The sequence below is a fragment of the Yaniella sp. genome, from assembly GCF_030453185.1.
GTDB lineage: Bacteria > Actinomycetota > Actinomycetes > Actinomycetales > Micrococcaceae > Yaniella.
In genome coordinates this window covers 14596-39886 of record NZ_JAKDKW010000004.1, presented here as the reverse complement: position 1 = coordinate 39886, position 25291 = coordinate 14596, and the positions used below count along the sequence as shown (strand labels likewise).

26 protein-coding genes and 1 tRNA gene are annotated in these 25291 nt (G+C 55.8%); 13 read left to right on the top strand and 14 right to left on the bottom strand.

Annotated elements, in window-relative coordinates:
• Window positions 1–27: 27 nt before the first annotated feature.
• From L0H14_RS01525 to L0H14_RS01515, 3 genes are all read left to right on the top strand, one after another.
• Entirely contained in the window at window positions 28–939 is a 912-nt protein-coding gene (locus L0H14_RS01525) for an NAD(P)-dependent oxidoreductase (protein ID WP_301416726.1), read from the top strand.
• Between the two features lie 53 nt (window positions 940–992).
• Window positions 993–1289 carry a YciI family protein gene (locus tag L0H14_RS01520; RefSeq protein ID WP_301416728.1) on the top strand — a complete coding sequence of 99 codons (297 nt, stop codon included), beginning with the start codon at window positions 993–995 and terminating at the stop codon, window positions 1287–1289.
• A 110-nt stretch (window positions 1290–1399) separates the two neighbouring features.
• Window positions 1400–2575 carry a thiolase family protein gene (locus L0H14_RS01515; RefSeq protein ID WP_301416730.1) on the top strand — a complete coding sequence of 392 codons (1176 nt, stop codon included), beginning with the start codon at window positions 1400–1402 and terminating at the stop codon, window positions 2573–2575.
• A 77-nt stretch (window positions 2576–2652) separates the two neighbouring features.
• Here the strand turns inward: L0H14_RS01515 and sucD are convergent, their stop codons facing one another.
• From sucD to L0H14_RS01500, 3 genes are all read right to left on the bottom strand, one after another.
• Window positions 2653–3570, bottom strand: a complete 918-nt coding sequence (gene sucD, locus L0H14_RS01510) for a succinate--CoA ligase subunit alpha (protein ID WP_301416732.1) — start codon at window positions 3568–3570, stop codon at window positions 2653–2655.
• A gap of 18 nt (window positions 3571–3588) precedes the next feature.
• On the bottom strand, window positions 3589–4752 hold the full coding sequence (gene sucC / locus L0H14_RS01505) for an ADP-forming succinate--CoA ligase subunit beta (RefSeq protein WP_301416734.1): 1164 nt from the start codon (window positions 4750–4752) through the stop codon (window positions 3589–3591).
• Window positions 4753–4913: 161 nt separating this feature from the next.
• Window positions 4914–7331 carry a UvrD-helicase domain-containing protein gene (locus L0H14_RS01500; RefSeq protein ID WP_301421332.1) on the bottom strand — a complete coding sequence of 806 codons (2418 nt, stop codon included), beginning with the start codon at window positions 7329–7331 and terminating at the stop codon, window positions 4914–4916.
• Window positions 7332–7571: 240 nt separating this feature from the next.
• On the opposite strand from L0H14_RS01500, the gene L0H14_RS01495 reads away from it, so the two are divergent.
• From L0H14_RS01495 to L0H14_RS01480, 4 genes are all read left to right on the top strand, one after another.
• Window positions 7572–8249: a hypothetical protein gene (locus tag L0H14_RS01495; RefSeq protein ID WP_301416738.1), complete on the top strand. Its 678-nt coding sequence runs from the start codon at window positions 7572–7574 to the stop codon at window positions 8247–8249.
• A gap of 26 nt (window positions 8250–8275) precedes the next feature.
• Window positions 8276–8352: transfer RNA gene (locus L0H14_RS01490), tRNA-Arg, on the top strand.
• Window positions 8353–8539: 187 nt separating this feature from the next.
• Complete coding sequence (locus L0H14_RS01485; protein WP_301416740.1) at window positions 8540–9058, top strand: Dps family protein; 519 nt, start codon at window positions 8540–8542, stop codon at window positions 9056–9058.
• A 186-nt stretch (window positions 9059–9244) separates the two neighbouring features.
• Complete coding sequence (locus tag L0H14_RS01480; protein ID WP_301416742.1) at window positions 9245–9883, top strand: HD domain-containing protein; 639 nt, start codon at window positions 9245–9247, stop codon at window positions 9881–9883.
• A 100-nt stretch (window positions 9884–9983) separates the two neighbouring features.
• On the opposite strand, the gene L0H14_RS01475 is transcribed toward L0H14_RS01480, so the two are convergent.
• From L0H14_RS01475 to L0H14_RS01455, 5 genes are all read right to left on the bottom strand, one after another.
• A complete protein-coding gene (locus tag L0H14_RS01475; RefSeq protein ID WP_301416743.1) occupies window positions 9984–10649 on the bottom strand; it encodes a bifunctional 2-polyprenyl-6-hydroxyphenol methylase/3-demethylubiquinol 3-O-methyltransferase UbiG in 666 nt (221 codons plus the stop codon).
• A 19-nt stretch (window positions 10650–10668) separates the two neighbouring features.
• The gene (locus L0H14_RS01470; protein ID WP_301416800.1) at window positions 10669–12483 is read right to left on the bottom strand and encodes an ABC transporter ATP-binding protein; all 1815 of its coding nucleotides are present in this window, start codon (window positions 12481–12483) and stop codon (window positions 10669–10671) included.
• Window positions 12484–12576: 93 nt separating this feature from the next.
• Window positions 12577–12828 (bottom strand): hypothetical protein, encoded by a 252-nt coding sequence (locus L0H14_RS01465; protein ID WP_301416745.1) that lies wholly within the window; start codon window positions 12826–12828, stop codon window positions 12577–12579.
• An 83-nt stretch (window positions 12829–12911) separates the two neighbouring features.
• The gene (locus L0H14_RS01460; RefSeq protein ID WP_301416747.1) at window positions 12912–13730 is read right to left on the bottom strand and encodes a C40 family peptidase; all 819 of its coding nucleotides are present in this window, start codon (window positions 13728–13730) and stop codon (window positions 12912–12914) included.
• A 348-nt stretch (window positions 13731–14078) separates the two neighbouring features.
• Complete coding sequence (locus L0H14_RS01455; RefSeq protein ID WP_301421328.1) at window positions 14079–14810, bottom strand: metal-dependent transcriptional regulator; 732 nt, start codon at window positions 14808–14810, stop codon at window positions 14079–14081.
• 238 nt (window positions 14811–15048) lie between these two features.
• On the opposite strand from L0H14_RS01455, the gene serC reads away from it, so the two are divergent.
• A complete protein-coding gene (gene serC, locus L0H14_RS01450) occupies window positions 15049–16173 on the top strand; it encodes a phosphoserine transaminase (RefSeq protein WP_301416751.1) in 1125 nt (374 codons plus the stop codon).
• A 91-nt stretch (window positions 16174–16264) separates the two neighbouring features.
• On the opposite strand, the gene L0H14_RS01445 is transcribed toward serC, so the two are convergent.
• Together L0H14_RS01445 and L0H14_RS01440 are read right to left on the bottom strand one after the other, a co-directional pair.
• Entirely contained in the window at window positions 16265–16921 is a 657-nt protein-coding gene (locus tag L0H14_RS01445) for a DUF3027 domain-containing protein (protein ID WP_301421326.1), read from the bottom strand.
• Entirely contained in the window at window positions 16905–17288 is a 384-nt protein-coding gene (locus L0H14_RS01440; protein ID WP_301416755.1) for a cold-shock protein, read from the bottom strand. Before L0H14_RS01440 ends, L0H14_RS01445 begins: the two co-directional genes overlap by 17 nt.
• A gap of 169 nt (window positions 17289–17457) precedes the next feature.
• On the opposite strand from L0H14_RS01440, the gene L0H14_RS01435 reads away from it, so the two are divergent.
• The 5 genes from L0H14_RS01435 (at window position 17458) to L0H14_RS01415 (ending at window position 21452) form a co-directional block, all read left to right on the top strand.
• A complete protein-coding gene (locus L0H14_RS01435) occupies window positions 17458–17709 on the top strand; it encodes a hypothetical protein (protein ID WP_301416757.1) in 252 nt (83 codons plus the stop codon).
• 57 nt (window positions 17710–17766) lie between these two features.
• Window positions 17767–18474: a response regulator transcription factor gene (locus L0H14_RS01430; protein ID WP_301416759.1), complete on the top strand. Its 708-nt coding sequence runs from the start codon at window positions 17767–17769 to the stop codon at window positions 18472–18474.
• Window positions 18475–18484: 10 nt separating this feature from the next.
• The gene (locus tag L0H14_RS01425; RefSeq protein ID WP_301416761.1) at window positions 18485–20050 is read left to right on the top strand and encodes a cell wall metabolism sensor histidine kinase WalK; all 1566 of its coding nucleotides are present in this window, start codon (window positions 18485–18487) and stop codon (window positions 20048–20050) included.
• Between the two features lie 105 nt (window positions 20051–20155).
• Window positions 20156–20446, top strand: a complete 291-nt coding sequence (locus L0H14_RS01420) for a WXG100 family type VII secretion target (protein WP_301416763.1) — start codon at window positions 20156–20158, stop codon at window positions 20444–20446.
• 73 nt (window positions 20447–20519) lie between these two features.
• On the top strand, window positions 20520–21452 hold the full coding sequence (locus L0H14_RS01415; protein WP_301416765.1) for a DUF4031 domain-containing protein: 933 nt from the start codon (window positions 20520–20522) through the stop codon (window positions 21450–21452).
• Here the strand turns inward: L0H14_RS01415 and L0H14_RS01410 are convergent.
• The 4 genes from L0H14_RS01410 to L0H14_RS01395 all read right to left on the bottom strand — a co-directional run bounded on the left by L0H14_RS01410 (window position 21449) and on the right by L0H14_RS01395 (window position 25264).
• Window positions 21449–22366, bottom strand: a complete 918-nt coding sequence (locus tag L0H14_RS01410) for an SDR family oxidoreductase (protein WP_301416767.1) — start codon at window positions 22364–22366, stop codon at window positions 21449–21451. The two genes, L0H14_RS01415 and L0H14_RS01410, sit on opposite strands and share 4 nt — an antisense overlap.
• 149 nt (window positions 22367–22515) lie before the next feature.
• A complete protein-coding gene (groL, locus tag L0H14_RS01405) occupies window positions 22516–24153 on the bottom strand; it encodes a chaperonin GroEL (RefSeq protein ID WP_301416769.1) in 1638 nt (545 codons plus the stop codon).
• Between the two features lie 209 nt (window positions 24154–24362).
• The gene (locus tag L0H14_RS01400; protein WP_301416771.1) at window positions 24363–25028 is read right to left on the bottom strand and encodes a LytR C-terminal domain-containing protein; all 666 of its coding nucleotides are present in this window, start codon (window positions 25026–25028) and stop codon (window positions 24363–24365) included.
• A complete protein-coding gene (locus L0H14_RS01395; protein ID WP_301421325.1) occupies window positions 25028–25264 on the bottom strand; it encodes a DUF3263 domain-containing protein in 237 nt (78 codons plus the stop codon). The genes L0H14_RS01400 and L0H14_RS01395 overlap by 1 nt, the downstream gene beginning before the upstream one ends.
• Window positions 25265–25291: the final 27 nt, after the last annotated feature.

Genomic DNA, 25291 nt, shown 5'->3' with positions numbered 1-25291 from the left:
CAACACCTGATAATCGACGGAGGTCAAATGACACGCTATGCATTTATCGGCTTAGGAAACATGGGGCTCCCCATGGTGAAGAATCTGCTGGGAGCAGATCACCAAGTTCAAGTATTTGACCTCGACGCCGGATCCGTTGAAGCTGCATCAAGACTTGGCGCAACGGGATCCAAGACGCTGTCAGAGGCCGTAATGGGAACCGATGCAGTTATCACTATGCTTCCGGCTGGGCCACACGTCCGGTCGGTCTATCAGCAATTATTTGAGCTCGTTGACGATAAGACTTTGCTGCTAGATTGCTCCACCGTAGATATCGACACGTCGCTTTGGTGCCACGAGGAGTCAAGAAAACTTGGACTCCGGTTCGTAGACGCGCCTGTTTCCGGAGGGATCTCTGGTGCTGAGCAAGCTACGCTGGCGTTCATGATCGGTGGCCAAGCCGAACACGTAGAGCAAGCCAGAACATACGTTGAACCGATGGCTGGCAAAACGTTCGCGGCCGGTGGCCCCACGACAGGCACCGCAGCCAAAATTGCGAACAACCTCATGGTCCACATCAATCTTTTAGCAAATTCGGAAGGCTCACAGCTGGCTGCCCGCCTGGGCCTGGACCCCAAGGTGTTTCACGACATCGTCTCGGCATCCTCTGGGCGCAGCTGGGCCCAGCAAGTCTGGTATCCAGTACCCAACATCTTGGAGACGTCCGCGTCTAACCGAAACTTCGACGCAGTCTTCCGTGCTGACCTGTCATATAAAGATCTTGGTCTGGCCCTTGATGCTGCGGAACAGCACAGCCTGCACATGCCAGCTACTGAGTTGGTCCACACTCAAATGGCAGACCTTCGCGCCGAAGGCTACGGACACAAAGACTGCACGCTCATCGCCAAATACGTGGACCCGGATGGCAACCTCGAGGGCTACACTCCAGAGCCCGCCTAAACTGCTCGCGCTTACATGACCACGTTTCATCTCAATATTGCGGAGACATTTCCATGGCTATCTACACACTCAAATATCAGTACGTCGACGATGTTGGTTTCGTCAACGAGCACCGTCCCCAGCATCGCGAATACCTCCAACACCTCTTCCATCAAGGGCACCTGCTGGCCGCTGGTCCTCTGGTGGACGACGAGTCAGCTGGCGGGCTCTTACTTTTCAGTGTGGAATCCAAGGACCGCGTCACAGAACTCGCTACTAAGGATCCTTTCGTGATCCGGGGAGTGGTCGTATCCCGGCACGTATCCGAATGGCAGGTCGCTTTCGGCAAGGAACGGTTCGAATCCGAATAGGTATCGACAACATGCAAAAGCCGCCGCGAAAACTCACCTGTGAGATAGAATACAGATAACCACATGCACTGATTGTGAAGTCAGCGCGCTTCCAATCTCGAAGGAACTTCATGTCTGAACAAAAAATCGTTGTACTCGATGGTGCCAGGACTCCTGTTGGCTCTTATGGTGGTGTGCTCTCATCGGTCGAGGCGTACCAGCTAGGTGGCCACGCCATTGCCGAAGCACTCTCCCGTACCGGGGTCGATGGTAACAACATTGGTGATGTCATAATGGGGCAGGTGGGCCAGGTTGGGCCTGACGCCTATAACGCTCGTCGTACGGTCATGGAAGCCGGACTCCCGGAGAGCACTCCGGCGTTCAACGTGAACCGTCTGTGTGGCTCTGGCCTGCAAGCGGTATGGTCTGCTGCTCAAGAACTGCACTGGGGCGGCTCCGACTACGTGGTGGCCGGTGGTAACGAGTCGATGTCGCGGATGCCATTCTTAGACTTCAATGCACGCGGCAATAAACGTCTTGGCCATCGAACCGTGCTGGATGGCACCATCGCGATGCTGACCGACCCTTTCTCGAATGCGCACATGGGTGTCACTGCAGAAAACGTTGCCGCAAAATATAACGTCTCCCGAGTCGACCAAGACGAGTTCGCGGCCGAATCACAGCGTAGGGCTGCTTCTGCGGAAGCGCAGGCTGCTTTTGCCGAAGAGATCATCGCCCTTGAGGTTAACCGAGTGGGCACCGTCGATACCGACGAGCATCCAAAACCTGATTCGACAGCCGATAAACTTGCGGGCTTGCGCGCGGCTTTCCAGAAAGACGGTACGGTGACTGCCGGCAACGCTTCAGGGATTAACGATGGTGGGGCCGCAATGGTCTTATCAACCGCTGAAGTGGCGGCCGCCCAGGGTCACAGCGTGCTGGGCTCGTTGGAACACGTAACAAAGGCTGCCATGGACCCCAATCTTATGGGGTACGCGCCCACACATGCGCTGAACACGATGTGGGAGGAGACCGGACTCAGCCCAGCCGATATCGGTCACGTTGAACTCAATGAAGCGTTTGCCTCCCAATCGTTGGCCGTCATCCGAGATTCCGGGTTGTCGATGGAGCAAACCAACCCGTATGGTGGCGCGATTGCTCTGGGCCACCCCATTGGCGCTACCGGTGCGGTGCTCACCCTGCGTGCCCTGTATGCAATGCGTCGCAACAACCACGAGTATGTCATCGTCACGGCATGTATTGGTGGCGGACAGGCGCTTGCGCTGCTGTTCAAAAATGCGGCCTAAGATTGCGTGTTAAATCAGACGAAGCCCAAGCATGTGCTTGGGCTTCGTCTGATTCTGATGAGATCAGATATTAGAGCTTAGAGATTTTTGAAGATCTCGCGCATCTTATCAGCGGCCTCAGTTGGGGTCTGGCCAACCTGAACGCCTGCTGCTTCAAGAGCTTCTTTCTTGGCTGCAGCAGTTCCGGAGGAACCGGAAACGATCGCACCGGCGTGACCCATGGTCTTACCTTCCGGTGCGGTAAAGCCAGCAATGTAGCCAACAACTGGTTTGGATACATTGTCCTTAATGTACTCCGCAGCCTTTTCTTCGGCGTCGCCACCGATTTCACCGATCATGATGATGGCCTTGGTGTCTGGATCCTGTTCGAAAGCTTCCAGCGCATCGATGTGGGTGGTGCCGATGACAGGGTCACCACCAATTCCGATAGCAGTAGAGATACCAATCTCGGACAGTTCGTGCATCATCTGGTAGGTCAATGTACCCGATTTGGAGACCAAACCAATGGGGCCGGTTCCGGTAATAGTAGCCGGGGTAATGCCCGCCAGGGATACATCCGGTGTGATGATGCCCGGACAGTTTGGACCAATGATCCGAGTCTTCGGCTTGCCATCAGAACCAACGTTGGCCTGTGAAGCAGCGAAGAACTCTGCGGTGTCCTGAACCGGGATACCTTCGGTGATGACTACGAGGAGTCCGATTTCAGCTTCAATGGCTTCCATTGCAGCGTCTTTAGCGAACTTCGGTGGCACGAACATGACCGACACATCTGCGCCGGTTTCTTTCATGGCTTCTTCTACAGTGCCGTACACGTTCAGCGTCACGTCGTTGCCATCGGCGTCAACGTGCTCAACGGTTTCGCCTGCGCGACGTGCGTTCACGCCGCCGACAATATTGGTGCCAGCTTTGAGCATCAGCGCAGTGTGTTTGGTTCCTTCGCCACCGGTAATACCCTGGACGATGACCTTTGAATCTTTATTGAGGAAGATCGACATTTCTTCTTTATCCCGTCCTTACTTGTTGGCCAACTCGGCGGCTTTGTCAGCGCCTTCGTCCATGGTGGCCGCAATGGTGACCAGCGGGTGGTTGGCTTCGGCCAGGATGGCGCGGCCTTCATCCACCTTGTTTCCATCCAGGCGTACAACCAGTTGCTTGGATGCAGCGTCGCCTAAGATTTCCAATGCCTGCACGATACCGCGGGCAACCTGGTCGCAGGCAGTAATACCGCCAAAGACGTTTACGAATACGGAGTTGACCTGCTCGTCACCCAGGATCACGTCGAGACCATCGGCCATGACCTGTGCGTCAGCGCCACCACCAATGTCCAAGAAGTTGGCCGGTTTGACGTTGCCGTGGTTTTCACCGGCGTATGCGACGACGTCCAGTGTGGACATAACCAGTCCGGCACCGTTACCAATAACACCAACGGCACCGTCAAGCTTCACGTAGTTGAGGCCTTTGGCTTCAGCTTTGGCTTCGAGCGGGTTTTCGGTACGTTCGTCAACGAGTTCAGCGTGTGCTGGCTGACGGAAGTCAGCGTTGTCATCCACGGTGACTTTTCCGTCAAGGGCAATGAGCTTGCCTTCGCCGGTGAGGACCAGTGGGTTGACTTCAACCAGGGTGGCGTCTTCTTTCTCAAAGACTTCACCAAGTTTGACAAGCACATCAGCGATATCGCTTTGCATGTCCTCAGCGAATTTAGCTTCTTTCGCAATCTGCTCTGCGACTTCGCGGTTCAGACCGGTGGTTGGCGAAACTGGGACGCGTGCCAGATCATCTGGACGCTCTTCTGCCAACTGCTCGATGTCCATTCCGCCTTCTACCGATGCCATAGCAAGGTAGGTGCGGTTGGCGCGATCCAGCAGCATCGAGAAGTAGTACTCTTCTTTGATGTCAGCGCCTGCAGCGATCATCACCTGGTGAACGGTGTGACCTTTAATATCCATGCCCAAAATGTCTTTGGCATATTCGTATGCTTCGTCAGCATTCTTGGCGACTTTGACACCGCCGGCCAGGCCGCGGCCACCTACTTTGACTTGGGCTTTGACAACGGTAACGCCACCGAGTTTTTCAGCGGCGGCTTTGGCATCTTCCGGTGTTTCGGCAACGATCCCAGCCAGCACGGGTACCCCGTGTGCTTCAAAAAGATCGCGTGCCTGGTACTCATACAGGTCCACGAGTTTGCAGTCCTTTTACCTCGACAACTTATTGAATGACACTCCCGGAACAGATATCCCCGGGCGTCTGCGAGTTCGGCTTAACGCCACAGAACTCCTAAACCCTTACTGTAGTCCACCGAGAAGGGCCACCCCGAACAATGACTACATATTGGCGCTATTTACGTCTTTTTCAACGGTGCGTAGCGCAGCAGTAGACGTTTTTCAGACTCAGCGAACTGTACAACAGCTACGGCTTTGTTGCCTTCACCCTGGACCCCGGTCACAACTCCGGTGCCAAATGATTTATGTTCGACGACGTCGCCTGTAGCCACCGCCAGGACTTCCTTATTTGGATTCACCTGAGTTCGAGGTGCTGGTTTTTTCACTCGGGCTGTTTCTTGGGCCTCAGTTATCCCCTCGGCTGCCGCCTTGCCATAGTTCCTGTTGGCGGTCGAAGCGCCCCAATGAGAGCCGCTGAAGCGTTGCGCATCGCGGTAGCGGAATCCACGCACACCGGTGTCTTGTCCAAATCCGCCAAAGCCCCCGCCGAATCCAGAAGTTGCCGGCGCCCCTGTACCTTCGCGCTCCCACTCAATGAGCTCGGCCGGGATTTCCGACAGGAACTGGCTGGCCGGATAGAACTGATGCTGCCCCCACATGCTGCGCGACTCTGCACGTGATACATACAGGCGTTCGCGCGCTCGTGTCAGACCCACATATGCCAGACGGCGTTCTTCAGCCAATTCCTTTTCGTCAGCCATTGAACGTGCGTGCGGGAAAACGCCGTGTTCCATGCCGGTCAGAAATACCACCGGGAACTCCAGTCCTTTCGCCGTATGCAGTGTCATAAGCGTGACTTCACCCAGGTATTCTGCGAGCGCTCGACCTTCTTCGTCCGCCGCATCCGGTAGCTGATCAGCGTCGGCGACTAGGGCAACCTGCTCCAGAAAGTCGCCGAGGGTCCCGTCCGGATTGGCTTTATCAAATTCCCGTACAACACCGACCAGCTCACCGAGGTTATCGGCCCGGGATTCGTCCTGGAAATCTTTGGAGCTTCGCAGTGCCTCCAGCATGCCGGTCTGTTCCAGTACAGCTTCAAGAATCGTGGCAACCGATTCTGTTTCCGCAACTTGTTGTAAGTCATCGAGCTGTTGGGTAAATTTTTTGACCGCGTTCAATGACCGAGTGGCCATCCCACCGGGCGAATTTTCGGCGTCACGCAATGCCTGCATAAAGGTGGATTGCCCACGCGTCTGATGTGCAGCGATGGTGCCCTCGGCCCGATCCCCGATACCGCGCTTTGGCTCATTGAGGATACGCCGGAGGTTCACGTCATCATCCGGGTTATCTAAGACCCGTAGGTAACCCAGGGCATCTTTGATTTCTTTCCGGTCGTAGAACCGTGTACCGCCAACCACTCGGTACGGGATGCCCGAGGCGATGAGTCGTTCTTCAATGGACCGTGACTGGGCGTTGGTACGGTAAAAGATCGCCATATCGGCTGGCCGATAATCTTGGTTGTCCATCAGATCATCGATCGTGTCGGTTATCCATTGGGCTTCGCGCGACTCAGATTCTGCGGCGTAGCCAATAATCTTCTCGCCGCTACCCTCAGCAGTCCACAGCCGCTTGATCTCACGGGATGGGTTCTGTGCAATGACGGCGTTGGCAGCATCCAAGATGGTTTGAGTGGAGCGATAGTTTTGCTCCAGACGAATCACCGTAGCGTCCGGGTAGTCGTGTTCAAAGTCCACGATGTTGCGGATATCGGCACCTCGGAAAGCATAGATCGACTGGTCGGAGTCGCCCACAACGGTGAGTTGGCCGCCTTCGGTTGCCACACCTTCCGGCTCACCAGGTGCACCGGTGAGGAGCCGCACCAAACGGTACTGCGCGTGGTTCGTGTCCTGGTACTCGTCCACCAGGACAAACCGGAAACGACGACGGTAGTTATCGAGAATCGCGGGGAACGCATCAAACATATGGACCACGTTGCTCAACAGGTCATCGAAGTCCATGGCATTGGCGCCGCGCAGTCGAGAGCTATATTCCTTATAGATTTCCGCAACGGCTTGATGCCACGGATCTGCAGGAGCCGTAGAAGCAAATACTTCGTCGTCGACGAGTTCATTTTTCAACGAGGAAATCTTATTTCGCATCGCCCGCGGTGCGAAACGTTTGGGATCTAAGTCAGCATCCTTGGCAATCTGGGTGATCAGGCGCAACGAGTCAGCCGCGTCATAGATCGAGAAGTTGGATTTCAGACCAACGTGTTTGGCTTCGCGACGTAAGATGCGCACACACGATGAGTGGAACGTCGAGATCCACATCTTGGCTGCATCCGGACCAACAAGTTCCCCAATACGTTCCCGCATTTCAGCTGCGGCTTTATTCGTAAACGTAATAGCTAAGAATTCGTGTGGTCGTGCATCCCCGGTTGCCAACAAATGCCCGATCCGGTGTGTCAGCACACGGGTTTTACCCGAACCAGCGCCGGCGACGATCAGCAAGGGCCCACCCCGGTGCAGCACCGCCTCGGCTTGAGATTGGTTCAAACCTGTCACCAACCGCTCCGCAGACGCGTTTGGTTTCTGCACCGGACTTTCAGGTCCGGCATCAACGGAAAACGCAGGGCGAAATTGGGGCAAAGAAGTCTGGTAGGCCATAGGCTCCAAGTCTAGCCGGTCACGCCTCCAAAACTGGTCTGTGTTCGCCGGCTGTGGAGAAGCCCTGCGAGACGGCGCTCGTGAACTCAACTAAGATGAACACCAGGTATTTCAGAATCACCTGAGGTTCCCCACGCCATGTTTGGCATAGAGAGCAGCACCGGAGGATGAGTGGCAAGAAAACGCCGAGCCAAAGACTACGAGGACAATCAAACGATTCGGTATACACCGAATCAGAAGGCTGATCGTCCACGGTTGACTGCTGCCAAGGCGAAGGACGACCTGCAACAAGCCGGCCGGCAAGAAGGCAGTCCGGGCATCTTGGTTCTCGCTGTCCTCGCGGTCACCTTGTTTATTGGATTTTATTACCACATTCTTGCGTTGCAGGGCCTGCAGCAGCTCACCGGGGGCATGTCCATGCTCGACCACCATGTTTCTGGTTTTACGCTCACTGACGTCGAGCATCTCGCCGAGCGTATGGACGACGACGCCCTGGGCCAATACAACTGGGTGCACATCACCGCGGGTCGCATCTTCGCGGTCATGATGGGCCTCAGCGTTATAGCGGTAGGGCTGTGGACGCTACGCACCAAACTTGCCAAATGGGGTGCGGTAGCCGCCGCCGTAGTCTATGCCGCCCTGGAAATCTGGGCGTCGATCACCCGTGAAGCAGCCCTGCACGACATAACCGAAGCCAATACCTCACTTGCCTCCACGCTGACCGTTCTCCAGTGGCTCGTCTTTGCGTTTCTGATCATTTGGATCGTCGCAATGCTGGTTCTGAAATTTATTGGCCGAAATAGCCCCGGGCTTGCAACATCAATGGATCCGGAACGCGAGATCCCCTAAGATAGCCTGTGGCCTTCTTGGCCTTAGCCTCCGTAGCTCAGTTGGATAGAGCATCCCTCTCCTAAAGGGAAGGTCGCTGGTTCGAATCCAGTCGGGGGCACCACCGTTTCTCCGTTTGAGACGAATCTGAACCTCATAAAGTACTCAAAATTCCGTGAGGTAAGCCTTACATATCTTGCGACGTCTCGGGAAAAGGTATTGAGTAGTGTCTGAGGGTAGAACCTTATAGAGACATGATTCGTCGTCGCGACATGGCAGATCGCTTACGTCAGCGACAGAAAGGTTACTCAATGACTGACAACTACGCAGATTACACCACCCCCGGCATGGATTTCGAAGACAGCCACCGCATCACCGACATCTTGCAGGTGCGCCTCCATGCGCTCAATGACCTACATCTAACGCTCAAGCATGCACACTGGAACGTTGTTGGACCAGAATTCATTTCGGTTCACGAGATGCTCGACCCACAGCTAGGCGAAGTGCGCGCCTGGGCCGATCTTGTCGCTGAACGCATCGCTACTATGGGGGCATCGCCAAAGGGCACCCCCGGTGCGATCGTCACGGGCCGCACCTGGGAAGACTACCCAGTGAATCGCGGTTCGACCTTAGCTCACATCTCGGCGTTGAGCGACGTCTACACCGGTGTCATCGAAGACTTCCGCAATGCTATTGCTGAAACCGGCAAGGCTGATCCGATGACCGAGGATATTCTCGTTGAGGTCACCCGCGGCCTTGAACTATTCCAGTGGTTCTTGCGCTCATTTATCACCAAGTCTGACGGGACACTCAGCCCTGTTTCTGAGTAAACCCTACTGACTGCAACCGTGCGCGATCCCTCTTTGGGGCCGCGCACGGTCTCGGTTAACGACGAGTTCAGCCAGATCAGGCCTGGCCGAGTCGGCCCGAGTTTGCGAGTATGGAAGGAAACACTCTACAACAGGGTGCGCTTGACCGGACACAGCCGCCGCGACAGACGAAAGGCAGGACTCACCGTGACTGAGACTATCGCCGGGGTGACAATTCCCGACAGCAAGATGGCACAGGACGCCACCGCGCTAGTGCGCGACGTCGCCAATGATCTGATTTTTGACCACTCCCGTCGGACTTTTCTCTTTGGCTCCCTGCGGGGCATGGATGAGGGCTTGCGCTACGATTCTGAGCTGCTCTACGTTGGTGCGATGTTCCACGATCTGGGACTCACCGATACCTACCGTCGTACCGACCAGCGCTTCGAGATCGATGCCGCAGATGTTGCCCGCGACTTCCTGAAGGAGTACGGCGTGGACGGCGACGCCGCCGACACAGTATGGGCCGCCGTTGCGCTGCACACGACGCCAGAAATTCCTCTACATATGCAGTCCGAAGTCGCGCTGGTTACTCGCGGTGTAGAACTCGACGTACTGGGCATCGGATATGACGCGATCACCGCTGAGCAGCGACAAGCGGTCGTAGAAGCACACCCACGTCCTGATTTTAAGAACCAGATTCTTGCTGCCTTTACGAATGGTCTCAAGGACCGCCCAGAAACGACGTTCGGCAACGTCAAAGCCGATGTCCTGGAACACTTCCTACCGGGTTTCCAACGTGGTGACTTCGTCGAAGTTATCCGCGACAACCCATGGCCCGAGTAGGCGCAGCCAACGATACACAAAGCTCCTCGGTCGTTCCATTGACGTCTACACGTTCAGTCGGAGCAGCCGAGGAGCTTTTCTTGTTATGCCGTCGTAGTAATTAGTCCCAGCCGGTGCGTCGTGCCAGAATGACGGTGTCGTCCAGACTTGCCAGCTTCCCGTCCGGCGCGGTGATCTCTCGAGACCGCAATTCCGCAATTTCAACGGACCAGCGGCGTTCATCGAGCTGCAGCAGCTCTAACTCCGATTCCGGTGTGGTTGTTTCGTGTTTCGCTTCATGATCAGCGTCCTCGTGGTGGTCTTTCGCCCACGGTGGGAATGAAGCATGAGAGATCACGAGGAGTCTTCCGCCAGGGGCCACCAGATCTTGAGCTACATGGAGCGCCTGAGTCCTATCGAATTGTACGGGTGACTGCAGGAACGAAGCGGTGATGAGATCGAACTTTTGGTCACTGTTCCAACTCATCAGATCTGCGGCTTCAAACCGTGCTTGAGCCGCAGAGAATCCCTGAGCCTTCGCCGCAGCTTGCGCCCGTTGGACCGCCACGACCGAAATATCGAGGCCCGTGGTTCGCCAACCATGTTGTGCCAGCCACAGAGCGTCAGCTCCTTCGCCACATCCCAAATCCAGGGCGGTACCAACTTCCAGCTCGCGTTCGACGACCACGTCCGCTAACGCAACGTTCACATGGCCCGACCAGATCGCATCTGATTCGCCATAGCGCTCATCCCAGAACGTTTCAGGATCCACCTGCGTACTATCCAAATCCTTCTCCTTCATTGGGTTATTCAAACTGCGTCGTATAGAGCTCGGCGTAACGACGATCCGCCGCCAATAATTCTTGGTGCGTGCCACGTTCGATAATACGGCCATCTTCGACGACCAGAATCACATCTGCGTTAACCACCGTAGATAACCGGTGCGCGATTACCAAAGCAGTGCGCGCTTCAAGCGCTTTATCTAAGGCCTGCTGCACGGCGACTTCATTCGTTGCGTCTAACGAAGCAGTCGCCTCATCGAGTATCACCGCTTCCGGTGCGGCAACCAGCAAGCGAGCTATGGCCAGGCGTTGACGTTCGCCACCGGAAAGACGGTAGCCACGCTCCCCCACAATGGTGTCGAGACCATCCGGCATCGACCCAACCACTTCGGATAACCGGGCATTCCCCAGGATCTCCCAAATGTGTTCATCACCAACGGTGCGGTGCCCCAGAGTGAGGTTGTCACGGATGGAAGCGTGGAAGAGGTGTGAATCTTGAGTGACCATACCAACACGATCGTGAATGTCAGTGGCACTGGCCTCACGCAGATCAATACCATTGAGCTTGATGGACCCGCCGGTGACATCATAAAGCCGAGAGACAAGGCTAGCGATAGTGGACTTACCAGCCCCCGAGGAGCCAACCAACGCGACGGTCTGGCCGGGTTTCACAGTGAAGTTGATCCCGTGGAGTACTTGGTCTGAGGCGCGGTCATCTAAAACCGCCACTTCTTCGAGGCTCGCCAGGGAAACTTCAGACGCCGCGGGATACTGAAAATCCACGTCGTCAAATTCGATATGAACGCCGCCCGCTGGAATTGCTTTCGGCTTCGCCGGGTCAGTGATCATCGGCTTGAGGTCCAGCACTTCAAAGATCCGCTCAAACGAAACCAGGGCACTCATCAGTTCGACACGAGCGGTTGCCAACCCAGTCAGTGGAGCATAGAGCCTGGTCAGCAGCAGCGCCATGGTAACCACCTCGCCGGCGTTGAGGCTGCCGGTCAGGGCCTGATACCCGCCGATCCCGTATACGGCGGCAAGTGCCAGCGCTGACACCAACGTCAACATGGTCATAAAAACTGAAGTCCACACACTGATCTGCACGCCGGAGGAACGAACGCTATCTGCCCGGTTCGCGAAGATATCTGATTCGTACTGTTGTTCGCCAAAGAGCTTGACCAGTGTTGCACCCGGTGCCGAAAAGCGTTCGGTCATCTGGTCTCCCATGGCGGCGTTGCGTTTGGCACGCTCGCGAGTCAGCACGGCGAGTCGGGAACCAAGCGATCGGGCAGGGAAAAGAAACACCGGCAGCAAGACAAGTGATACCAGGGTGATCTGCCATGAGGTGGTCAGCATAACGACCAGGGTTACAGCCAACGTGACGACGTTCATGACCACGGTTGGCAGAGTACGCGCGATTGCGGTCTGGGCGCCAATGACGTCATTATTGAGCCGAGACACGAGCGCGCCGGTTCGGGCGCGAGTAAAGAAGGCAACGGGCATCGTCTGCACGTGGCTAAAGACGGTGGTGCGCAAATCGAATATCGTGCGTTCGCCCAGGGAAGCCGATTGCCAACGTGAGATCACGTCGAGGATGGCCTCAACGACAGCGACGCCTGCGATCAACAGTGCGAGGCGGATGACGACGCTAACGTCGGACCCGTCAACGATGGCATTGACGACGTCACCGGCCAATATGGGTGAGACGACGGTCAGAACAGCGCCAAGGGCTGAGACGGTCAGATAGACGATCAGTCTGGCACGATAGCGCGAAATGAACGACCATGACCGTCGTATCGTGCCCGGCGTCAGCGAATGCCCCTCTTTACCGCGTTGCATTCCACCCAGGGCAGCTCTGCCCGCATGGCTCATACTCATGACTTTTAAATCCCTTTCACTGCTACGCATCATGTCAACAGCAAATATCGAGAACTATTCCCTTGAGGTGCGCTTATACATGAACTGCGCCGATGCGGCGTGGGCTTTATCGAACGTGGCCATACCGCCGCCTTCGGCTAGTCCTGCTGCATAACCGGCAATGAACCCAACAAGGATGCTGTCGCGCTGTGGATCGTCGTTGAGGTTTTGGACAATCTCCTGCAGCGTAACGAGATCAATGTCAACGGGGTCTATCTCTAAAGACCGCAGAAGCTGGTTGGCCCACTCGGGCAGTATGTGAGACACGTCGTAAACTTTCTGTTAAATACATCAAGGTCTCTCCTGTTTGCCAGAAGAGACCTTGATTGTGCAGTTGTAAAAGAGAAAACCTAGCCGGTGTAGGTGTAGTAGCCCATCAGTGGGTTACGAGTAACGTCGTGCAGGATAGTTCCAGTCGATGGGTTCTGTGCACCGATCATCTGGCCGTTGCCAACGTAAATGCCAACGTGGCCGCCACCGTTTTGGAAGACGAGGTCGCCTGGCTGTGGGCTAGAGGTACGAGCGAACTGGCCCGACCCCAAGATGGCTGACGTGCTGGATGGAATGTTGATTCCAGCTTGTGCGTATGCCCATGCGGTGAAACCAGAGCAGTCCCAGCCGCCTGGTCCTTTGCCGCCCCATACGTATGGTGTACCGACACCCGAGTATGCAGCTGAAACAACTGCGCCCAATGACCCGGACGAGGAGGGAGCTGGTGCTTCCTGAGTCTCGGTGGTCGAAGCGGTTTCAGTTTCGCTCTGAGTTTCGTTCTGGGTTTCGGTGGAAGTTTCGTCTGCAGTTTCCCGTGTTACCGGAGCCAGGTCAGCTTCTTCTGTCGACTCAGTCTCTGGTGCTGGCTCAGGCTCGTTGTGCTCAGATTCAATATCTGCACGGTTCAGACTCAGCGTGCCAGGCTCGGCGGAGATGACATCTGCATTGCGCGAGGTACGTTCCAGCTTAAAGTTTGTGGCTGGCAGAGTCGATGTTTCACGATCAGTCTGCACAGGAGCAGCATTAGCTGCTGGTGGTACGGCTAGAACCATTCCGGAGGCTGCTGCAAGAACAGCTGCCTGGCGACCCGAGCGGCCGATGACCTGAGTCATAGCCCCTAGCGTTGCGCCCTTCTCAGGAGTTGCACGATGACGTGCGGTTGAAATGCGCTTCGACACTTGGTTTTACCTCTCTCATGTGCTGCAGGACGTTGAGCCTCACTCCGCCATGAACACGTTGATACAACTGCTATGTTTCGCCAGCCAGCCGCGGAGTACAAAGCAAACTGGTGGCCAGTGCAAGAACCTATTCTGTTCAGGCACCGAGAGTCAGCTTAGTGGAAGCAAAACAAAATGTCACGTTCGGATAACGATTAGTTGACAAACATTGGCATTTGTTCCGCAACATCCGCATGTTTGTGCGGAAGGACAAGTATAACGGCTCGTGACATTTCTACAACAACACGTTATTTTCGGGCGTTTCAACGCCGCTTAGGAGGCTTATTTCCTCCCAACATCACGGTTCGATTACTTGACCCGGACAACCCGAACATGCGCTGCGGTGTCTTCAGAAATTTCGAGCCCCAGATCAGAGAAATCCTGCACGTCTCCGGGCAGCTGGGGGCCGCGCTTAATTGTCCGCGCGGCGACATACCCATCTGCCGATTCTGCAGCCAAGACCGCACCCGGTTGAATACCCGCCGCAGCAAACTGTGTGAGCAGCTCTGGGTCAGTTTGAATTGCCTCGGTCAGCACTTTAACTTCGAAATTACCTGGCTGCTCTAACGCCACAGTTAGCGGTTCGCCTTCGTAAGTAGCGGGCTCAAGTCCAGTTGTGGGGCCACCAAGTTCTTCAAGTAACGGTATTTGATTACCAAATGGCGAGTTGGAAGGAGAATCAAGTAACACCATCAGTCGAGCTTCGACCTGGTCACTCATCACATGCTCCCACCTGCATGCCTCATCGTGGACGTAGGGCCAGTCCAAACCAATAACATCGGCGAGGAGCCTTTCCGCCAAACGATGTTTGCGCATGACAGTCGCGGCAGCGTTCAACCCCTCTTGGGTTAGTTCCAACCGACGATCCGATGCAACATGCAATAATCCGTCGCGCTCCATCCGAGCCACCGTTTGCGACACCGTGGGGCCAGAATGCTCCAGACGCTCGGCAATTCGTGCACGCAACGGCGCGATACCTTCTTCCATCAGTTCATAGATGGTGCGTAAGTACATTTCAGTTGTATCGATTAGATCTACCACTGCCCACGTTCCTTCATCTGCACTGCGGCCTCAATGCCGCTGGACCAATTAATCCCATCTATCATACGTATCCGACCATGCCGGAACGAGAACTTATCTACAATCTTTCGCGAAGGGCTGTCGGATTGACCACATTGGCCCGGGAATCCAGTTCATATGACGGCTTATTATGGTGAGACATACCTGTGACAGTCCACAATGGATCAGGTAACCTGCCACCTTCTGCTAAGGAGTAGCCATGACCATACCGGACATCGAGATCCCAGAGAACCTCAAACCAGCGGATGGTCGCTTCGGCGCCGGCCCCTCCAAAGTCAGCCCACGCGCCGCCGATGCGGTCGCTGCGGCAGGCTCCAGCCTCATGGGGACCTCCCACCGTCAAGCGCCTGTGCGCAACCTGGTCAAGTCCGTCCAGGAAGGCGTGAGCGAACTCTTTAATGCGCCGGAAGATTACCAAGTCGTACTGGGCGTCGGTGGTGCCACCGCGTTTTGGGATACGGCGGCCTTTGGACTCGTCCGTGAGAAAGCTCAGCATCTCTCCTTTGGTGAGTTTGGTTCCAAGTTCGCCAAAGTAACGAATAGCGCTCCGTTCTTGGATGACTCAGTGATCTTGCAGGCAGACCCGGGTACGCGTCCAGTCCCACGCGTTGAATCAGGCGTGGACGTCTACGCCTGGCCACAGAACGAAACCTCCACCGGTGTCGCCGCTCCGGTCCACCGTGTTGACGGCGCAGATGACGACGCCTTGGTACTCATCGATGCAACGTCCGGCGCAGGTGGACTACCGGTCGATGTTCGGCAGTCAGATGTCTATTACTTCTCACCGCAGAAGAACTTTGCTTCAGATGGCGGACTCTGGTTGGGCCTGTTCTCCCCGGCAGCGATCGAGCGGGCTGAGGAGATCGCAGCAACCGATCGCTGGGTACCAGACTTCCTGAACCTGAAAACAGCAATTGATAATTCAGCCAAGAACCAGACCTACAACACTCCAGCGCTGGCGACGTTGATTATGCTCAACGAACAGCTCACCTGGATGAACACCAATGGTGGTCTCGATTTTGCAACCGGACGCACCAAGGACTCTTCCGACCGCGTCTACACCTGGGCTGAAGCATCATCTTATGCAACCCCGTTCGTGACTCGTCCAGAGGACCGCTCGCAGGTTATCGTCACCATCGATTTCAAGGACGACGTCGACGCTGCTACCGTTGCCGCAGTATTACGGGCTAATGGCATCGTGGATACCGAACCGTACCGCAAGCTGGGTCGAAACCAACTGCGCATCGCAACGTTTACCGCGATTGATCCGGAAGATGTGTCCGCGCTGACCGCTTGCATCGACTACATCGTCGATCGGCTCTAACCTTCGAGGCCTAAAAACACGGGTGGCCGTTGTCCTGCAATACTCTATGCAGAGCAACGGCCACCGCTGTATTTGAGACGTCGTCTCAGTGCTAATTTTTCGAGGCTTGAGCCTTTTGATCTTTGCCACCAGATTTTTTGTTCTTTTTCTGGCGTGCAGCTTTTTGCTTTGCCCGCCGACGCTTCGCAGCACGGCGAGCCTGCTTATTCTTCTCTGAGACGTCTTCATCTTGCGGCTGTGGTGCAGTTGTTGCGGGCTCTTCTACAGCTTCAGCTTCGACTTCTTGACCATAGCCAGCGTCCTCGAGTGCTTTGGCCGGGTCTTCGCCAGCGGCAATAGCATCGAGCCGAATGCGCTCTTCTTCCGATGCACGATCCATCCACGGCACCCATTCGGGCGCCAGAATGGAATTTTCACCGGGCAACATACCGGATTCACACACGGTAATAACCTTGGAGCGCGGTGCCCTGGCTAACGTAGTAAAAAACTCCCAGCCGCCATAGCCTCGGACTTTGGACGCGAACCGGTGCGTCACCACGCGCTCATCGTCGGCAACAACACCGATGTGGTCGCCAACTTCCGCTTCGTCAGCAAAATCGGCGAGCGCAGAGCGTGCGATATCAACGGCATCAGTCAGCGCAGCATCAACCCGCGGTTTACGACTTACAGTCCGCGGCGGCCCGAAAGTAGCGCGTACTTGTTCGGTAGTCAGGACAGTGTCTTCTTCGGTTTCATGCATCAAATGCATCAGCCACCCTTCTCATGATGGTGGCCATCTGCTCGGCCTGCTTGGAAGCCGGGTAACGGCCGGAACGCAACCCAGTGGAGGCCGAATCCAGCATCCGAATCAAATCGTCAACAATGCCGGCCATATCCTGGGCTTTTGGTCTGGTGGCACGAACCACCGAGGGGAGTTTATCTATCGGTTCCACCGAAAGTGCCTGCGGGCCACGACGAGAATCTGCGATACCAAATTCCACGCGGGTACCAGGACGAAGCTGGGTCACGCCTGCGGGCAGCGCTGATTCCGGCAAATGAATGTCATCGCCGTCGTCGGTGGTGATAAACCCGAATCCCTTATTATGATCGTAAAACTTTACTCTGCCGGTTGGCATGTATGGTCATTTCCTTTGTCACGTACGTCATTCACAAAGGGTTCCCGTCACACACCATCCGGGTGCGGTTACGAGAACCCCAAAAGCCTATACCAGGCAAGTATAGTGCTATTTGGCACCACTCTTCGCAATGAGCGCGTTCCTGTGCTGCAAGCGTAGAATACCGTTCATGACCACATATGACCACAAAAATCTCGACGTGATGCCAACCTGGATCGCCACCGTTCTGTGGCTCGGGGTGGCCACCGTGGTGGTGTCATTCCTGGCACTCGTTGGAGTGCTGATCTACTACTTTGCCGGTGTCACACCCGCAATCTGGTTGTTCTGGCTAGCCCTATTTGCCTTCCCCACCGGGTTCATCCTGCTCCTCATAGCGCTCGTCGGCAACGTCATGGTGCGACGCCGTCGCCAGCGTTCCTAGTAACGCACCCAGCAAACGTTCAGCTGGCTCTCAGGTTAGTTTTTTTACAATGGAGACATGACGTCTCAAACTTATGAAGCAAAACTCTTAGTCGTCGATGACGAACCAAACATCCGCGAACTGCTCTCCACCTCGCTGCGGTTCGCCGGTTTCGACGTGATCGCCGCGTCCAACGGCCGCGAAGCGCTCGAAGCGGCAGAAGCACATAATCCAGACCTGGCGGTACTCGACGTCATGTTGCCCGACATGGACGGGTTCTCAGTAACCCGTAAACTGCGCGCGACCGGTCGCCACTTCCCCGTTGTCTTTTTGACCGCTCGCGATGAGACCGAAGATAAAGTCACCGGTCTAACGGTCGGAGGTGATGACTATGTCACCAAGCCTTTTAGCCTTGACGAAGTCGTAGCTCGTATTCGCGCGGTTCTCCGCCGTACCGCGCCCGCCGAGGACGACGAAGCGATCATGGTGGTCGACGATCTCGAACTCGACGACGACGCTCACGAAGTGCGCCGTGGCGGCGACATCATTGACCTGTCCCCCACCGAGTTCAAGCTATTGCGGTACTTGATGATGAACCCGAACCGGGTGCTCTCGAAAGCGCAGATCCTGGATCATGTCTGGGAGTATGACTTCAACGGCGATGCTTCGATCGTGGAATCCTATATTTCTTACCTGCGCCGCAAAATTGACGCCGGCGACCGGCCAAAAATGATCCATACCAAACGCGGTGTCGGCTACCTGCTGCGCACCTTAGATAAACGCTAAATAACTTTACATGGCCAAACCGAAACTGCTGCAGTGGATAGTCCGCACCTGGCAGGCCACCTCTCTCCGCACTCAGCTGACACTTATCACCGGAGTGCTCATGGCCCTCACCGTAGCCACGACTGCCCTCTTGACAGCCTCGTTGTACCGGCAAGAACTTGTCCGCCAAATCGATGAGAACATCTTCACAAACCGGCACAACGTGTCAATGTTTCTCACGTCCATGGGTTCGGCGGGCCCCTACGATACGGGGAGTTTCCAGCAAACGATCGTGCGGTTTTACGGCGAGTCCTGGGATAATGAGGGCAACCTCGTGTCTCGAATTCACACTGAGGGTGCCGATGTGCCAGACATTCAACGCCTCAGTGCTGCGCAAGCCGCAGAACATGGCTCCTCCTCTTTTGAAGTACCAGGACAAAGCGACCCCCAGAGTCAGTGGCGAGTACAGATCTACCGGCTGGAATCCGATGGTGGCACCGTGGCCATTGCCTTACCGTTGGACCCTGTCGAGCGCTCTGTAGAACGCGTGACCACCTTGGTGATCACCATTGGTTTCTTAGCCACCCTGGTGGTCACCATGATTGCCTACGGGCTCGTAACCACGGCTTTCCGCCCATTGAACCGAGTCGAACGCACTGCAGCGGGTATCGCCGCGGGCGATCTTTCCAAACGTGTGCCGTCGGGAGCACCAGACACCGAGGTCGGCCGTCTCTCCCGTTCCTTGAACGCCATGCTGGCACACATCGAAATCGCTTTCCGCGCCAATGAGCAATCGGAAGAACGGATGCGTCGCTTCGTACAGGACGCCTCTCACGAACTTCGTACACCCTTGGTAACCATCCGCGGCTTCTCCGAGCTCTATCGTCACGGGGCGCTGGCGTCCGACGACGATGTCGGCACTGCCATGGGTCGCATCGAATCAGAAGCCAAACGCATGACCCAGCTGGTGGAAGACCTCCTGACCTTGGCGCGACTCGATGAACAGCGCACCCTGGAGTCTCAGCCCATCGACCTGTTGGGGCTCGCTTCAGACCTGGTCGTGGATACTCGTGCCACCGCACAGGGTAGAAACATCACCCTCACCGGGCTGGATGGCGAATCGGGCCCGAAGTCGGCTCCCACCTTTGGAGATTCCAACCGGCTACGTCAGGTAATTTCGAATCTGATGACCAATGTGTTGCGCTACACCCCGGAAGGCACCGACATTAAAATTGCGGTGGGGACCGAAGAGTCCACCCCAGACACCACCGGCAGCCCCACCACGCACGGCACTCAATCAGTGATCAAGATTCGAGATCACGGTCCGGGTATTTCTGAGGAAGATGCCGAAAAAATCTTCCAACGCTTCTACCGAGCCGACACCTCTCGCCACCGTGACACCGGCGGTAGTGGACTCGGACTGGCCATTGTTGCCGGCATCGTGAGCCAGCACAAAGGCAGCGTTCGACACGAGGAAACACCCGGCGGCGGAGCGACCATGGTAGTCCGACTCCCATATCACCCGCTGGCTCCGGACGACGATGACGAGGATGACAGCGCCGGTGATTTCTCCACAGACGATCCTGATAATCAATAGTTATCCACACTAGGTTCGCTTGCGTGCCCCATATACCTTGAAGATTCCTAGGCTGGCTGTACCGCATCACGGCACGTGATGTCCCAGCTATCTAGGAGAACCGTTATGGCTCGTATCCAAATTGATGTCCAAGAACTCTTCACGAAGGCAAATGGGGTCCAGTCCACTGCCGATAGAATCCAGGCCGAGGTCAACAGCATGGATGCTCAGCTCCGGCAGTTACAAGAGTCCTGGGTGGGTCAAGCATCATCAAACTTCCAGACAGTTGTCACGGAGTGGCGTGGTACACAGCAACGCGTTGAAGAGTCCCTGCGTTCCATTCGAGACGCCATGCAGCATGCTGGCCAACAATACGAATCTACCGAACAGGCAAACGCAGCCATGTTCCGCGGCTAACAAACGACATCAACCTTTCACCTCGAGGTCTAGAATCACACGGGGTGAGGGGTTTGGTGGGTAGGCTAGGAGGATGGCCGTATTGATCGATCCCGCACGGTGGCCAGCGCACGGCACCGTGTTCTCCCACCTAGTGTCTGACGAGTCACTAGAAGAATTGCATGCTTTTGCTCGTGCAACCGGGGTCGCACCCAATGCTTTTGATGGGGACCACTACGACGTTCCAGTCAGCATGTACGAAGACCTCGTGACCGCGGGAGCCCAGGAGGTCTCCGGATCAGAGCTGGTACGTCGCCTAGTGAAATCTGGGTTGCGCATTACGGCAGCAGAACGCTCTTCCAAACTCGAAAAAATTCTGCATCAACGTTTTGCACGGCTCTTCCCGAACACTTCGGAACTCGAACGTGACCCGATATGCGATGCCCTGCTGGAACGTTGGGATGAAGATCACCGGCACTATCACGATTTGACGCACCTGATGTCAGTGCTCAAGAACATCGAATATCTGGAACGTCAGGGGGAACCAATGGGCCCCTTCCCCCGGGCCGTAAAGCTCGCTGCCTGGTTCCATGACGCTATCTATCGTGCCGATCCAATGCACCCACCAGGACAGGACGAAGAGGACTCTGCTCGACTTGCCGAACGCGTCCTACCGGAGCTTGGCGTACCAGGCCCCGAAATCTTAGAAACCGGACGCTTGATTCGCCTGACGTTCACGCATGATCCAATTGAGGAGGATTTCGGCGGCAAAGTGCTCACCGATGCTGACCTCGAAGTCCTTGCTCGTTCCAGTGGCGCTTATCAGCGCTATCGCGACGGCGTGCGCCAAGATTTTCAGAAAGTCAGTGACGAAGACTTCGTGACCGGCCGCGAGAAATTCATACGCGGCATGTTGGCGCAAAACCCAATTTTCAACACGCACACCGGACGAAAACGTTGGGAGCGGCCCGCAAGGCGGAACCTGATGTCCGAGCTCTACCCCCGCCGTGGTAAACCCCTAAGCTAAGCGGTAGCGTCCTCGTCCCGTCCTACGAAATGATCCATGGTCGAGTTGATCCCAAAGAGATCTCGGCACCGATCGGCAACCGGCACTGGGAGGATGTTCAACCACCTGGCAATCGAAGCGCTTGCTGGCAGGACGAGCTGGTGTTTACCGGCTTCCAGTGTGCGGAACACCTGATCGGCTACATAATTCGGTTCCAGAATGGGCAGCAGCACGTTAGGGGAGGTTGCTCCTTCAAACATGCCGGTAGCAACATAGAACGGATGCACTGATAACGTATGAATGTTGTGGCCCTGATGCCGCATCTCAGCTCGCAGTGATTCGGTGAACCCGAGAGCCGCCCACTTCGAAGCAGCGTAGTCGGTCTGGCGCGCGACACCGGTAAATGCCGCGGCTGAAGAAATAACGGTGACGGAGCCAAACCGGTTATTCAGCATGCCGGGGAGAAATTGTCGGGTAACGCGGTACAGCGCTAGTGCATTGACTTGGAAGGTGCGTTCAACGTCTTCATGGTTCTGATCGAGAAACGCTTTTCCCGTCACAACACCGGCGTTATTGACCAGGAAGTCAATGCTGCCAATTCGCTCACGCACTGTGTGGCCCGCTGCATCTACCGACTCGTCGCTGGTGATGTCAACGACATCATAGGACGCGTCGACGCCCAAGGCTAAAATTTCTTGGACGACCTCTTGAGCAGCGTATTCGTCAATGTCCCAGACGACGACGTGGGCAGCACCTCGTTGAGCCGAGCCGATGGCCAGGAGACGTCCGATACCGGATCCCGCACCTGTGACCAGCACGGTTTGAGCTCGAAGTGATAGCAAGCGTTCAGCACGTTTTCGGTACCACACGCCGGCAACCCCGATAGCGCCAGCAGTGACCGTCACGTTTCGAACGGCACGAAGCAATTTCCCCACGTTGTTCCTTTCTGACCTACTGGCTCATCCTATCTTGTGCGGAAGCGCTTGAAAACAAAATCATCGTATTAAAGCATTTATCCCCGGTCTCATCGACCGGGGATAAATACAAGATCTAGGGATCTTGAGAGCAGCTAAGGCAAAGAGCCTTACATCATGCCGCCCATGCCCCCCATTGGGTCCATGCCACCTGCAGCAGCAGCTGGATCCATAGGTTCTGGCTTGTCAGCAATGACAGCTTCTGTGGTCAGGAACAGACCAGCAATTGAAGCTGCGTTCTCCAGTGCAGAACGAGTTACCTTGACCGGATCGTTGATGCCAGCATCAAGGAGGTTGACGTACTCACCGGTGGCTGCGTTCAGACCTTCTTCTGTAGGAAGTTTCTTCACGCGATCAACAACGACGCCTGGTTCCATACCAGCGTTTTGCGCGATCTGTTTCAGTGGAGCTTCAACACCAACCTGAACGATCTTGGCGCCAGTGGCTTCGTCGCCCTCGAGTTCCAGACTTGCAAAGGCAGTCTGTGCAGCCTCGATCAGTGCAACGCCACCGCCGGCAACAATGCCTTCTTCAACCGCGGCTTTTGCGTTACGAACAGCGTCTTCGATCCGAGCCTTGCGCTCTTTCAGCTCGACTTCGGTTGCAGCGCCCGAACGGATAACGGCAACACCGCCGGCCAGTTTGGCCAGACGTTCCTGCAGTTTCTCACGGTCATAGTCTGAATCGGTGGTTTCGATTTCGCCACGGATCTGTGTCACACGACCAGCGATCTGCTCGGAGTCGCCAGCACCTTCAACGATGGTGGTTTCGTCCTTGGTTACAACAACCTTGCGTGCGGTACCCAGCATATCGAGGGTAGCGTTTTCAAGGTTCAGGCCAACCTCTTCAGAGATAACCTGGCCACCCGTCAGGATAGCGATATCATTGAGCATCGCTTTACGCCGGTCACCAAAGCCTGGAGCCTTTACGGCTACCGACTTGAAGGTGCCGCGGATCTTGTTGACAACCAGGGTCGCCAGGGCTTCACCCTCGAGATCTTCAGCGATGATCAGCAGCGGCTTGTTGGACTGCATGACCTTCTCGAGGATACCAACCATGTCACGTGGGTTAGAGATCTTGGAGTTGGCAATCAGAATGTATGGGTCTTCGAGAACTGCTTCCTGACGTTCACCATCTGTGGCGAAGTAGCCGGAGATATAGCCCTTATCGAAGCGCATACCTTCGGTCAGTTCCAGTTCCAGGCCGAAAGTGTTGGACTCTTCTACCGAGACCACGCCTTCTTTACCGACCTTATCCAGCGCTTCAGCAATCAAACGACCAATTTCGGTGTCGCCGGCTGAAATTGCGGCAGTATTGGCGATCTGCTCTTTGGTCTCGACTTCACGAGCCTGCGACTGAAGTGCGTCGGTCACTGCAGTAACAGCCTTATCGATGCCACGACGCAGAGCGATCGGGTCTGCACCAGCAGCCACGTTACGTAGGCCTTCAGAGACAAGCGCCTGTGCCAATACGGTTGCGGTAGTAGTACCGTCACCGGCTACGTCATCGGTACGCTTGGCAACTTCTTTAACCAGCTCGGCGCCGATTTTTTCGTATGGGTCTTCCAGATCGATTTCACGAGCGATCGATACACCATCGTTCGTGATGGTTGGAGCGCCCCACTGCTTTTCGAGTACGACGTTACGGCCACGGGGGCCCAGGGTGACCTTGACAGCCTCGGCAAGGGTATTCAAACCCGTTTCGAGGCCGCGGCGTGCTTCTTCGTCAAATGCAATGGTCTTAGCCATGTATTGCACGGTCCTTTCGGGACGAGTAGATTCCGCACCTGCACCAAAGTGCCCGCGACGGCAAACCAATGCACCTAACCGGGTGGCGGTACAAAGATTTCATCTTATGGTGAGGTAATCCTCCGAGCGTACTTTGGCAGTCACGCCCAGAGAGTGCTAACACTAGTTTTAGCACTCGGAACACTTGAGTGCAAGTAGCTAAAGGTTTATTAACTGCCCGTCAACACAACGACTACACCGTCGACGGACGGCTCATAGATGGCTGTTGCCCCGAGCTGTTCCGCTACAGCATTGGCCGTGGCTTCGTTATCAGAGAAATAGACGGTGGTCGAGGATGGAACAGCACCGCTCCAGTTATCAGCGACCGGCACGTTAAAGCCTGCACCGCCAAGATCTTGGGCAACCGATGCTGCCTGGCCCTGAACGGTCGAAGCGTTATACACCCCGATCGGAACCTCATAATCCACCGGCTCATCAGACTCCGACTCATCCATCTCTGCTGTCTCTTCAGGGTCTTCGGGGTCTTCGGATTCGAACGCTTCCGGCTCATCCTGTTCAGCAGTTGGCTCAGGCTCGGCGACGTCCTCTGGTTCAACAGTTTCTTCTGTATCCTGGGGTTCGTCTTCGACTGTTTCGCTGGTCGTTTCTTCGGGCGCGGATCCGGCCTGGTTCAGCGGATCGGAGGGCAGCAACCACAAGAACGAACCAACACCGATGGCAAGGGCGACACCACCTGCAAGGATAATGGCATTAAGATGACCGCTTCCCTTAGGGGGCGCAAAGTCTTTGCGATGTGCACCTTGCTGAGTGGTATAAGGCGCGACGTCGTCAAAACGGTCGCGCGGATACTTCTGCTCAGGAGATCCCTGACTCACTATGCAACACCTTCTGCCCGCTGCACGGTGGACCGTGAGTTCAATAAGCGATCAACCAACATTGGGGCATAAGCGTAGGCACGCTCGGTAGTAATCAGACGAGCAAGCTTCTGATAATACCGGGTCGGTGTCATGCCAAAGGTATCGGTAATGTCCCGTTCCTTGGCTCCAGCGTAATGCCAGGAGCGTTTTTCAAACTCCAGCATTTGCTGTTCGGTCGCACTCAGCACTGCCATGCGTCCCCTTTCTGATCCAATCATCGC